Raw genomic sequence first — 13,136 nt, 5'->3', positions numbered from 1 at the left:
TTTAGGAAGAAGGCGATTTTTTGAAGAAAATAAATCGAAATGAATTGATTTGGATGCTGATTTTGTCAGCTCTGTTTGTTGGGTTGGCAAGATTGTTACTGACGGGTGAAATTTTGTTCTTTTTACATCCGAAGATGATAAAATTTTTGGTTGTCACAGAAGTGATTTTGTTTGCCATGATTGTCTTTCAGAAAAGCAGAATCTATACGCAGACGACCACAAAGGTTCAAATGGGACAATTTGTATTTTTGTTACCGATTACCGTTATGATGATGAGACCGACTTATTTGAATTCAGAGGCAATTGTAAATAAAGGCTTGAACCTGAGACAGATTCCCCTTTCTTCTGAAACTTTTCAAAATGTAGATTTGAATAAAAAATCTTCTGAGCAGACGGCTGAAGAGTTGGGGATAGGAAAGAAGTCTGTTGCGGAAGAGAAACTTGATAAAGATAACTTTTTACCTCTGTTGGATGAGATTTATACCTATCCTGCATCAAAAGGGAAGGAATATACTCTGGAGGGATATGTTTTGACTCATGATGCTTATGGGAAAAACAGGTTTTTGGTAGGGCGAATGGTTGTGAGTTGTTGTATTGCAGATGCAACAACAGAAGGTGTTCTTTGTGAAATGAAGGATTGTCCTCACTTTGAGAATAATCAATGGGTTCGTGTAACAGGTGTGATTGAACCGTTGAACGAGACCTTTCCTGAAGAGTATGATATTCCGGATTTTAAGCTGAGGGTTACTAAAATTCAAAAGATAGCACCTTATGAATCTCCGTATGCGTACTATTAGATAAAGTGTTGCCTTGACAAGAGAGGAAGTTGAGAGTATCATAGAAGTATTCTCCGATAAGAAGGAGGAGCAATTTCTGAAAAAATATGTTTTGTGCCTTTGTTTTTGGGGTATCCTCATAACTGAAATAAAAAAAGAAAAGGGTGATCGTGCTATGTGTTGTAGTTCTCATTGTAAAATAACAATATATGTAAATACAATGGCATAGCTATGACTTGGAGAGACTCTTTTTTGAAATGAATACGGCAGGTTGATTCGTGAGTAATTGATATCAATCAATGGAGTTGTCATAAAAGTTAGGTGTTTGCCTAACTTTTTTCTATGCCAAAAAACGGGAAGTAAAAATTGAGAGAAGAAGGAGAAGATAGAAATGATAGTTCAAACAATAGTCGATACGATAGGAAATACACCGATTGTGAAAATCCATGGTTTTGAAGAAGAGACTCGTGCAGAGGTATATGCAAAGTTGGAATTTTTTAATCCGGGCGGTTCGGCAAAAGATCGTGTCGGAAAAGTGATGCTTTTGGAGATGGAAAAACGCGGAGTTTTGAAACCGGGAGCGACAATTGTAGAGCCGACGAGCGGAAATACCGGAATCGGATTAGCGATGGTAGCTGCTGCAAGGGGCTATGAAGCGGTTTTTGTGATGCCGGAAACGATGAGTAATGAACGCAAACTGTTGCTCAAGGCTTTTGGAGCAAAGTTGGTGTTGACACCGGGTGAAAAAGGAATGAAGGGTTCGATTGAAGAGGCGGAGCGCTTGGAGAGAGAAGAAGGATATGTAATGATGAAGCAGTTTGACAACCCGGACAATGTAAAAGCACATGCGGAAGGAACGGCACTTGAAATTTTGGAAGATTTGCCTGATTTGGATGCTTTTGTGGCAGGAGTCGGAACCGGAGGAACGCTGACCGGAAATGCCAAGGTATTAAAAGAGCATAACAAGGATATTTTGATTTGTGCAGTAGAGCCTGCTTCTTCTGCGGTACTGTCCGGAGAACCGGCGGGCACACATAAATTGCAAGGAATCGGTGCCGGTTTTATTCCTTCTGTTATGGATATGAGTTTGGTAAATCGTATTTTGAAAATAGAAGATGAAGAAGCATATCGATATGCGGTAGGTATTGCAAAGACACAAGGTATCTTACTTGGAATTTCGGGAGGAGCAGCGTTGTCAGGTGCTCTTAAGATAGCAAAAGAGCTTGGAACAGGTAAAAAAGTATTGTTTATTGCACCGGATAACGGAGAACGATATTTATCAACAGGATTGTATGAATAGGTTGGGTAAAAATGGATAATGTGAATGAGAGAGTAGAGGTAGATAGGATGTCACTTGCCAGTCAATGGAATGATATGTTAAGAACATATCGAGAAAAAGATCCGGCAGCCAAAGGTGCGTTTAGTATCTTAATCAATACCCCGGGGTTACATGCTATTTTTGCACATCGTATTGCACATTTTTTGTATGAGCAAAAGTTATATTTTTTAGCGAGATTGATTTCTCAAATTTCACGTTTTTTTACAGGAATAGAGATTCATCCTGGTGCAAAAATAGGTAAAAGACTGTTTATTGATCACGGAATGAGTATCGTCATCGGAGAAACAGCTGAAATCGGAGATGATGTCACACTGTTTCACGAAGTAACACTGGGAGGAACAGGAAAAGATAAAGGAAAAAGACACCCGACAATAGGAAACAATGTATTTTTGTCAGCAGGAGTTAAGGTGCTTGGACCGGTAGTCATCGGCGATAATACAAAAGTAGGAGCAAATGCGGTGGTGTTGCACGATTTGCCGGCGAATGCAACGGCGGTCGGAATACCGGCGAAAGTGGTAAAACAAAACGGAGTGAGAGTTTCTGAAGAACAGTAAGAGATAAGAATTGATAAAAAGTTGATTGTAGGAGGAGAGTTTCTTACAGTCAACTTTTTTGAATGACAATTTTTATTAAAAAAGATGATGTTTTCGGTAGTTTTTGTATGAAATTTGACAGATGGGAATAAAAATATTCGAATTTCATACAGACCGCTATATTGTATGATATAATGGTGGAGATAAATTGTGAAATTTGAACGATACAGAAAAAAGATAGGAGAGGATACGATGCGACCTATCGTTGCGATTGTAGGAAGACCAAATGTTGGAAAATCCACATTATTTAATAAATTGGTAGGGAGTCGAGTGGCGATTGTAGAAGATACTCCGGGAGTGACTCGCGATAGAATTTACGGTGAGGCGGAATGGCTGACCGATTATTTTACTGTGATTGATACCGGTGGAATAGACAACGATTCAGATGATATTATTCCGGCACAAATGAGAAGACAAGCGGAATTGGCTATGGATACGGCAGATGTTATTTTGTTTGTAGTGAACGGTCGTGACGGCGTGACACCGCAAGATCGTGAGATTGCAGAACAGCTGAGAAGAACGAAAAAACCGATTGTGCTTGCGGTAAACAAGGTAGATAATAAGAATTTGCCTGATTATTTCTATGATTTTTATGAATTGGGTGTAGGAGAGCCTTTGCCTATTTCCGCATCGGTAGGGCTTGGTATTGGAGACTTATTGGATGTCGTAGCAGAAAATTTCCCTAAAGATTCGAACATGGAAGAAAATAAAGATGTTATCAAGGTTGCAATCGTCGGAAAACCGAATGCCGGAAAATCTTCTATCATCAATCGGATTTTGGGTGAAGAGCGAGTAATTGTCAGTCCGATTGCCGGAACAACAAGGGATGCAATAGACACTTATTTTCATGTGAAGGATCAGGAATATTTGTTTATTGATACCGCCGGAATTCGTAAGAAAAGCAAAATTGATGAAAATATAGAGAAATATTCTGTTATTCGTTCTTATGCGGCAGTGGAAAGAGCGGATGTTGTGTTGATTGTTATTGATGCAAATATAGGAATTTCGGAACAAGACAGCAAGATTGCAGGGTTAGCGCATAATGCGGGAAAATCGACCGTTATCGTGGTAAATAAATGGGATTTGGTTGAAAAGGATAACAAGAGTATCCAAACCTATACGGAATCGATTCGGCAAGAACTTCCATTTATGTCATATGCACCGATTATTTTTGTTTCCACCACAACCGGACAACGATTCGGCAAGATTATTGAGAGTATTAATGCGGTGTATCAGGAATCACAGAAGCGTGTTCCGACAGGCTTGCTGAATGATGTGATCGGAGAGGCTGTTGTTATGAATCAACCACCATCCGATAAAGGAAGACGATTAAAGATTTACTATGCAACACAGGTGAGCGTACAACCGCCTACCTTTACCATTTTTATCAATGATAGAGAATTATTCCATTTTTCTTATCAAAGATATTTAGAAAATCAAATTCGTGAAAATTTTGGTTTTGAAGGGTCTCCAGTCATATTTTTGAAACGAGAAAAGAGGAATTAGAAGATGATATCTGTAGAAGTCTATGATGTAAAATATATTATATTGCTGATGGCAGGAGCTTATCTGTTAGGGAATATCTCACCGGCATATCTATTAGCGAAAAAGCAAAAAAATGTAGATATTCGTGATGTGGGTTCAGGAAATGCAGGAACAACAAACGCACTTCGTTTTATGGGTAAAAAAGCGGCACTGTTCGTTTTCTTGGTGGATTTTTTCAAAGGAATACTCGCATCCTATATCGGTTACCGATTAGGCGGCTTGGATATGGGATATCTTTGTGGTATTTCTGTTATCATAGGTCATGTTTTTCCTGTACTCTTGAAATTCAAGGGAGGAAAGGGAGTTGCCACCTCCATCGGAGCAATGATTGTTTTGGAGCCGATTATGGTATTGATATCGGTAGCAGTCGGAGTTTTGTTCATTGCAAAATTTCGATATGTCAGCCTCGGTGCCATTGTAGGAATTATGATGTTTCCCGCACAGATGGTGTTTCACGGTGAGACAGGAATTTCAATGGTTATTTCTGTTTTGTTATGGTTATTTATTCTATACACACATCGTACCAATATCAGCAGATTGATGTGCGGAGAAGAACGGAAGTTAGGAGAGAAATTGTAGGTCAATATGTCAAGCAGAGGAATTCAGATTATGGCAAACAGCTTTGAAGTCATTATTGATGTTGTACGATTGATGATGTACATGTATATTATCGCCTGTTGCCAAAAATATTTAAGAAAACCGTAGAAATTACACATCAAATAAAAGTGGTATGAAAAGTTCAATAACCTTAATACCCGTATGAGATAGGAGGAGCAAATGGATAAAATTTGTGTTATCGGAGCCGGAAGTTGGGGAACGGCAGTTGCCTGCACTCTAACAAGAAACGGACATGAAACAGTTCTTTATATGAGACGAAAAGAACAATATGAAGATATGCAAAGAACAGGAAAAAATTTGCGATATTTTCCTGAATTGGAATTGCCGAAATCATTGAAGTTCAGCAATGATTTGAAAACAGCTTTAGATGGAGTTACCATTGTGATCTTAGCAGTTTCCTCACAAGGAAATTTGAATGCAATCAAAGAACTGAAAGAATTGTTACCGTCCGATGTGATTGTGGTTAATATTTCAAAAGGATTGGATAGAAAACAAGGATTGCGCTGTTCTCAAATGATGGAAGAATTTCTTCCTGACAATCCGTTTGCCGTACTTACCGGACCGTCTCACGCAGAAGAAGTTATGATTCAGATGCCGACAGCATTGGTGTGCGCATCAAAAAATCTTGAAGTAGCAAAACAGATTCAAGAGTTGGTGTCGAATGATACGATGCGAGTGTATGTCAATGAAGATGTCATCGGAGCAGAGCTTGGCGGAGCATTGAAAAACATCATCGCCTTCGGAATCGGAATTGTAGACGGATTGGGATATGGAGATAATACCAAAGCAGCGATTATGACGCGCGGAATCGCAGAAATCACTCGTTTTGGCGTCAGTATGGGTGCAAAAGTCGAAACTTTCTCCGGATTGGCGGGAATCGGAGATTTGATTGTAACCTGTACTTCCATGCACTCTCGAAACAGACGCGCAGGAATCTTGGTTGGAAAAGGAATGTCATTGGAACAAGTCCAAGCAGAAATTAATATGGTGGTAGAGGGAATCGTGGCAACAAAAGTGATTGGAGAAATGTCACAAAAAACGGGAATCGATATGCCGATTACACATGCAATCTACCATGTATTGTTTGAAAACGGTTCTGTGCAAGATGCCGTTGTACAGTTGATGGGAAGAGAGAAAAAACACGAAGTTGAAACATATCATTAATATGTTTTTGAACCTGTCAAAACAAGAATTGAGAATTAATTGAATCAAACAGATACTAAAAAAGTCAAACTTTTAAAAGTTTGACTTTTTTAATGTTAAAGCTAATTGAACTTCTGTAAATTGGAATCCGGGAGAAATGTTCTTTTCATACTAATATTATTATTTGTTAAAACTCCTATTAGTAATCCAATCTCTATGAACAACACCTTTAACCGGTATTTTCATCCTTGCATATTACATAAAAAAAGAATGAATATTTTATTTTTTGTTGTGATAGAATAAAAAGAGTGATATACTATATTAAATGATAAGAATAATTATTATTAATAATAAAAAGTTACATAAGGAGGTAAGAATGAAAAGAGTTAACAAGTATTTGAGTATTTTTCTTTCAACGGTAATGATTGGGTTATCAATCAATCCGGTGAATACGCATGTTTTTGCCGAAACGGATGAGGGAATTCCTTCAGAGATTGTTTCAGTGAAAGATAATGATAACACAGAGTCTGTAAAAGATTTGAAAGATAAAAATTTATCAGCAGACTCATCTGAAGAGAATGAGGCAGAAGTTCCTTCAGAAGAGGGTATTGAAGTAAAACCTGAAGCATCTGAATTTTCTACTTTGAATTTATTGAAAGATGATGTAAGCACGAATGTATGGTTGGAAACAGACTTTACCTATTTTGAAGATCATCATTTGGAAGAAAATGCGGTTTGTATTACCGGATTGTCTGTATTAGGAAAGGAAAAGCAAAAAAACAATCATGATTTGGTTTTACCGGATGAGATAAAAGGAAAGAAAGTACTGGCTATTGCCAAGAATGCATTTTTGGATCGAAAAATGGATAGCAAAACACAGTTCATTTCGGTGAAATTGCCACAGTACCTTAAAGTGGTTGGGGATTCGGCATTTGCAGGAAATTTGCTCACTACAATAGAATTTCCTGATACATTGATGGAACTCGAAGTGAATGCATTTGCATTTAATCAATTAAAAGAAGTATTGATTCCGGAATCGGTACAAGCAATAGAAATTCACGCATTTTATAACAATAAGATTTTGCAAGGAAATGCAAAAATTGATAATGAAAAAGGCAAGGTTAAAGTAGGTTTTGAAGCTTTTGCCGATAATGGAGAAGACGGAGCAACTGAAGTTACACCTGTTTATCTGAAATCGGAAGCAAATTTAAATTGGACAGCAGAAGATTTTGAGTTCTATTATGATCCGATTCCGGGAACAGATGAAGATGGAACAGGGTTTCCGGATGTGAATTACACAGTAAAAGGATTTTCTGAAAAAGGAAAGGAAAAATTAAAGAAAAACAAAAATGTGGTACTTCCGTCAGCAGATACGAAAGGAATTGTACCGGTGTGGGTTTTGGAAGACTCATTCAAAGGTGAAAAAATCGAAAGTGTAGAAATTCCGAAAAATTATACCCATGTACAATTTAGAGCGTTCCAAGACTGCGGTTTGAAAAAAGTTGTTTTTCATGATGGATTGCTATATGCAAATGATAGCGCTTTTGAGAACAATGAATTGACAGAGGTGAAATTCCCTTCTACCTTCAGATATCCGTCAAAAGCAGCATTCAAAGGAAATCAACTGACAGAAATCAAATTGCCGGAAAGTTGTCAATCAATCGGACCGGAATCATTTATGAACAATCAGCTTGTTAAGGTGGAGATGGGTTCAAAGGTCGTTCATATCTATGAAAAAGCTTTTGCAAACAATCAACTGACAGAGGTGAATATTCCTAAGAGTTTAAAAAATCAAACAAATGGTGTAGATGGAATCAAAAAAGATGCTTTTGACGGCAATCCCGGAAAAACTAATCCATTGAATCCAAGTGAAAAGAAAGTTCTGTTATGGACTCCGAACAAGGATAATCCGAACAATTTAATCAGCAGAGGAAATTATGTTGTAGATCCTGTTGCAGAGAACAATGAATATCAACCTTCTGATTTTACTTACAACAAAGAAAATGAAGTGAAAGGTTTTAGTAAAAAGGGAAGTAAAAAATTCAACAAAATGAAAGACAAACCGGTAATACTTCCTGCAAGAACAGATAAGGGAGCACCTGTTGTAGGAATAGCAGATTATGCATTCCAAGAAGATGCGATGGATATTAAGGCGATTGTAATGCCTGAAGGATACAGAGTAATTGAAGATGGAGCCTTCCAATATTCTGCAATTGAAGAAATTGATGCACCTTCTACTTTAGAAGAAATCGGAGAATATAGTTTTTTACAATCTGAAAATGTAGTAAAAATTCATACAACCAAAACAGTGGCAGAAAGAATCAAAAATACCAGTGATTATTGGGAAATTATTGCTGATAAAGAAGAACCGTCTGTGCCTCAACCAAGCAGCAAATGGGAAACAGAAGATTTTGTTTTTGGAACTTTTAAGGTAATCGAGTTAGAAGATGACGGAAGTCAAAAAGAAGTGGAACTGAATGCAGTTTCAGGATTTTCACAAAAAGGCCTTGAGAAACTCAAAACTGTAAAAGACTTACAACTTCCTACAGTGGATGCAAAAGGAAATAAAGTAGAGGCTGTGACCAAAGGAGCGTTTTCAGCTAAACTTGGTGACAAACGATTGAACAGCCTGCAAATTCCTGAAGGGTACAGAGCAATCGGAAGTATGGCATTTGCATTTAACGGTTGCAAAGGAGAGTTAGTTCTTCCTGACAGCATAGAATTTGTTGATATGGCGGCATTTTTTAGAAACGAATTTACAAGTCTTACAGTTCCTGCAAAAATGACCGATATTCCTCTAAGTATGATGAGAGGAAATAAATTAAGTTCCGTTATATTTAAAGGAAATGTAGAGACAATCGGAAGACTTGCTTTTTCAGAAAATAGAATCGAAGAAATTACTGTTCCCGATTCTCTAAAATCAATAGGAGAGCAAGCATTTACAACAAATACCGGTTCTGATAAATACGACGGAAAGGTCATTATTCGTACTGTATCCGGAACAAATCCAAATAAATTACAGGATAAAGAAAACTATTTGGTTGATCCTAAAAATCAGGGGACAAATCCATCCATCAATTACAAGGAATGGAAAACGGATGATTTCAGATATGAAGGAACAACAGTAACCGGATTTTCCAAACAAGGAAATTTAAAAATTAAGAAGAACAAAAATTTAGTGATTCCGGACAAGACACCTGATGGAAAGTCGGTAACAGTCATTGGTATGGATGCTTTTAGAAATTTGAATCAAGGATATGATATTGAAAGTGTTAAGTTGCCGGATACCATTGTGGAAATAGAAGATTATGCATTGCAATTCAATGATATTCATAGTATTACACTTCCGAGAGATTTGAAAAAACTTGGAATGGGTGTATTTATGATGTCAAATGTAAATGAAGTAAAATGGAATGAAAACTTGGAATATATCGATCAAGCGTGCTTCTTTATGTGTGAATTGGGTAAGATAGAAGTTCCGTCATCCGTGGAAACAATTATGAATGCAGCTTTTAGAAAATGTAGTTTAACAGAAGTAACATTTGCAAAAGACAGTAAATTAAAAACGATTCAGTCATTGGCGTTTGCTGACAACAAATTAAGCACAATTGTTTTGCCGAACAAGTTGGAAGTGATTGGAAGTCAGGCGTTCGGAAATAATAAATTTACAGAGCTCAATGTTCCGGGAACACTTAAAGAAATCGGATTCCAGGCTTTTGTAAATAATCCTGGGGTCAAGGAGTATGACGATGCAGTAGTGATTCATACACCGGGAGAAAAAAATCCGAATGCTCTTGTAGATGATGTCGGAAAAACCTTTATTGTTGATCCGAAAGTGAAAGCGACAGAGGCTGACAAACAAGAATTGAAATCTGCTATTGATAAAGCAGAAGAAATTGACTCTAAAAAATTAACCGAAGAGTACAAAAAGTTTTTTGAAGATACTTTGAAAGATGCAAAATCCGCTTATACAGATAATGATGCTTCCAAATCGAAGGTACGAAGTGTTACCAAAGCATTGTTGTGGGCAAATAAACGCGCGGAATTGAACAGGTTGATGTTTGAAAAAGAAAGTCTTGATGCAAAATCATCGACATTTGATAAAGAAAAATGGAAAGTAGTAGAAAAAGCTTATGAATCCGCTAAGAAAAATTTGATGGTAATCAATATTACCGATACAAAGGTGGAACAACTTATTCATAACCTATCCGTTGCACTAAAATCACTGGAAACAGATCCGTTAGAAGGTGCAACAGCTTATGAAGGAGAAGCAAACGTTCCGAAGTCTCATTATATTACACCTTATACTATCAAAGTAAAAGTTTGGGTAAAAGACGGTAAAATTGTTCATGTTCGTGATAACGGTACAGTTTGCGATGATCCGAATGATGAAGAAAAGCCTAATGAGGGATATTATAATCGAGCAGTTCCGATTATGCATCAATATATCGGTAAAACAGTAGAAGAAGTAATGGGTAACAGCTTAGGAAAAGATTTGGGTATAGATGTAGTTTCTCACGCAACTGTAAGTTGTAATGTGATTCATCAAGCAGTACAAAATGCCTTGAAGAAGATCTCTTCAGGAGAAAAAGTGATGATATCTTTTGCTAAAGGTGATGGAAGCGGAATAATGGAGGATGTTTATGTAGAAAAAGGAACATCTTACAAACTTCCAGAGTGTGGTTTTACAGCACCTGAAGGAGAGCAATTCAGATGTTGGCAAGTAAACGGTAAAGACAAATTACCCGGAGATAAAATTGTTGTAAAGTCTCCTACGGTGGTTACTGCTCTGTGGGAAGAAAAGGAATTGAGCTTGGAAGATATTAGGGCAGTTGCAATTCAAAGTGTTCAACAATTGAAAAATTTGTCACAACCTCGTAAAAATTATTATATTGGCAGCATTAAGGTAGCAAAAGACAAACCGAAGATAGCACAATATGTTGCGAAAGCAAAGTTGGAAGATAGTCTTGTTCAACCAAAATCTGAAGCGAAAGCAGAACTTGAAAAAATTAAGAATAAGCTTACTTGGGAAGAGGTTTTCGGTTATGAACAGGCAATTGAAAGTGCAAATACAGTTGAAAAGGTAAAAGAAATTACAAAAGAATTAAAAGAAAAATCTTCAAAATTTATTGATGATTTTAATATTGTGATTGTAGAACCGAAAGCAGAAGAAAACTTGGCTACAGAAGCGACTTGTGATAACGAACATGTTGTAATTAAGAATATGCAGTGGTTTGACGGTTTTAAGAAAGTATCGGGAAAAGCAGGATTCCATAAATCTTATAAAGTGAAGGTAGAAGTTGAATTAAAAGATGGATACTTGCTTAGTGCAAACGGTAAATTTATGATTAACAATAAAAAAGGAAATCGAAACGGTTTTGTTATTTCACATACTTTTGATGCAACAGATATGAAGAAAATTCAAAATGTGGAATTGAGTTTTGCCGGACTGAAGCTGGGAGAGAGTTTCCCTATGCAAGCAATAGCAAAAGCAGAAGGGATTAAGAGACAAGAAGCTAATATCAATTGGTCGATTGGTAATGTGATTGTATCGAAAGATAAGAAAGTAGAGCCTGATAGAGAGTATACAGCTACAATCTCTTTGTTTGCAGATAAAGATTATCAGTTTGCTGAAGATGCTAATGTGAAATTGAATTCTATGCTTCAGAATGTGAAAGAAATAAAAGTTAAAGTAGACGATTTTGATCCTACGTTATCAGACAAAAAATGTTTTGATATTAGTATTACTTTCAAGGCGTTGAATGCTGAGCCTTCGCTTGAACCTAATCAAGATGAAGTGAGGGCGGCAAAACAACAACTTAAAAAATATGTGGATTCTGTAAAACCGGATGTGTTGAAATTAGAAGGAATTGCAACAGATGGCAACAAAACTGCAATTGAAAAGTTCAATGCACATCTTGAGCGAGCAAAAGCATTGCTTGTAAAAGAAGACAGTAACATTACAAAAGCAGAATTGGAAGAAATGCAAAAGATGCCAAGTTACAAGAAAGATGGCAAAAAGATAAAGGGAAGTTTCTCCAAAATTGTGAAAGATATGCGTGCAGATTTCAAAGTGTTGGGAGAAAGATCAAAGAAGAATAAACATAACGGACAAATGTATCCTGTTTTAAAGAGCGGAGAAATCAAAATTGAAAGCAAAATTGCAGGGTTGAAAAAAGAAGGAGACAAAAGATTATACCTGAACTATGTAACAAAAGAAGAGTATGGCAAAAATTTTGATGTCATCGGTTCGGCAACACCGAAATATGACAAAAAGACTGTACCTGCAGAAAGTTACACTGTTACAGAGGATAACGGTATATACACTATTCAATTAAAGAATGTTCCGGAAGATGCGGTTATCATAAAACCAGTTATCAAGGTGCAACTTGCGGAAATGACATTTGTAGAAAACGGAGATTTGGTGTATGTGAAAGAACAAACTTCTAATGAAGGGAATTCTTCTTCCGGAAAAGACAAAAAAGATAAAAAAGACAAGAAAGAAGATCAGAACAAAAAGAAAGAACAGGAAGAAGAGAGTGACAATATTGTCGATTCAGCAGAAAAACAAACCAAAAAACATATTACAGTGGTATGTGATTTAAATAAAGATACCATTATTACAATAATAGATGGAAAAAAAGTTGTCAAAAAAGCGGATGTACCACCTTATCTAAAAGACAATAGACTTATGTTATCCGTTCGATTCCTGGCAGAGGAATTAGGCTATCAAGTGAAGTGGGATAACAAAACAAAGACTGTTACATTGCAAGACGGCAATACTGTTTGTACCTTAAAAGTAGGTTCTAATGAAATGATAATAAATGGAGAAGTAGTGCATTTGGATACACAACCTGAGGTTAAGAAAGGTAGAGTGATGGTGCCTGTTTCATCTGTTGTAAAAGCATTTCGTTTGAAACAAGGAACATCAGAAAGAAGTATTGTTTGGGATGCAAAAGAGAAAAAAATTACTATTTCTGTGATGAAATAGAAAGCAAATGAGATGGTAGATAATGACATTAAATTTCCCTTAAAATAAAAGTTTGTTGTGGTATGAGAAAGTCAGGGTGGAAGTAACCTTTTGTTTCCACCCTGATATTTTTTGTATCAAAATAATTATCT

At 36.7% G+C, this 13,136-nt stretch carries 7 protein-coding genes; all 7 read left to right on the top strand.

Annotated features, from left to right (window positions below; all coding sequences use genetic code 11):
- Nucleotides 1–20: 20 nt before the first annotated feature.
- The 7 genes from HMPREF0389_RS05995 to HMPREF0389_RS08770 all read left to right on the top strand — a co-directional run bounded on the left by HMPREF0389_RS05995 (nucleotide 21) and on the right by HMPREF0389_RS08770 (nucleotide 13,005).
- The gene (locus tag HMPREF0389_RS05995) at nucleotides 21–797 is read left to right on the top strand and encodes a TIGR03943 family putative permease subunit (RefSeq protein ID WP_014262734.1); all 777 of its coding nucleotides are present in this window, start codon (nucleotides 21–23) and stop codon (nucleotides 795–797) included.
- 370 nt (nucleotides 798–1,167) lie between these two features.
- A complete protein-coding gene (gene cysK / locus HMPREF0389_RS05990; RefSeq protein ID WP_014262733.1) occupies nucleotides 1,168–2,076 on the top strand; it encodes a cysteine synthase A in 909 nt (302 codons plus the stop codon).
- Nucleotides 2,077–2,123: 47 nt separating this feature from the next.
- A complete protein-coding gene (gene epsC / locus HMPREF0389_RS05985; RefSeq protein WP_041251041.1) occupies nucleotides 2,124–2,669 on the top strand; it encodes a serine O-acetyltransferase EpsC in 546 nt (181 codons plus the stop codon).
- A gap of 231 nt (nucleotides 2,670–2,900) precedes the next feature.
- Complete coding sequence (gene der / locus HMPREF0389_RS05980) at nucleotides 2,901–4,214, top strand: ribosome biogenesis GTPase Der (RefSeq protein ID WP_014262731.1); 1,314 nt, start codon at nucleotides 2,901–2,903, stop codon at nucleotides 4,212–4,214.
- Between the two features lie 3 nt (nucleotides 4,215–4,217).
- Nucleotides 4,218–4,832: a glycerol-3-phosphate 1-O-acyltransferase PlsY gene (gene plsY, locus HMPREF0389_RS05975; RefSeq protein WP_014262730.1), complete on the top strand. Its 615-nt coding sequence runs from the start codon at nucleotides 4,218–4,220 to the stop codon at nucleotides 4,830–4,832.
- 198 nt (nucleotides 4,833–5,030) lie between these two features.
- Nucleotides 5,031–6,035: an NAD(P)H-dependent glycerol-3-phosphate dehydrogenase gene (locus tag HMPREF0389_RS05970; RefSeq protein ID WP_014262729.1), complete on the top strand. Its 1,005-nt coding sequence runs from the start codon at nucleotides 5,031–5,033 to the stop codon at nucleotides 6,033–6,035.
- A gap of 355 nt (nucleotides 6,036–6,390) precedes the next feature.
- A complete protein-coding gene (locus HMPREF0389_RS08770) occupies nucleotides 6,391–13,005 on the top strand; it encodes a leucine-rich repeat protein (RefSeq protein ID WP_014262728.1) in 6,615 nt (2,204 codons plus the stop codon).
- Nucleotides 13,006–13,136 lie beyond the last annotated feature (131 nt).

This window comes from Filifactor alocis ATCC 35896 (genome assembly GCF_000163895.2).
GTDB lineage: Bacteria > Bacillota > Clostridia > Peptostreptococcales > Filifactoraceae > Filifactor > Filifactor alocis.
The sequence above is the reverse complement of the archived record's forward strand: the minus strand, read 5'-3'. Positions and strand labels throughout refer to the sequence as shown.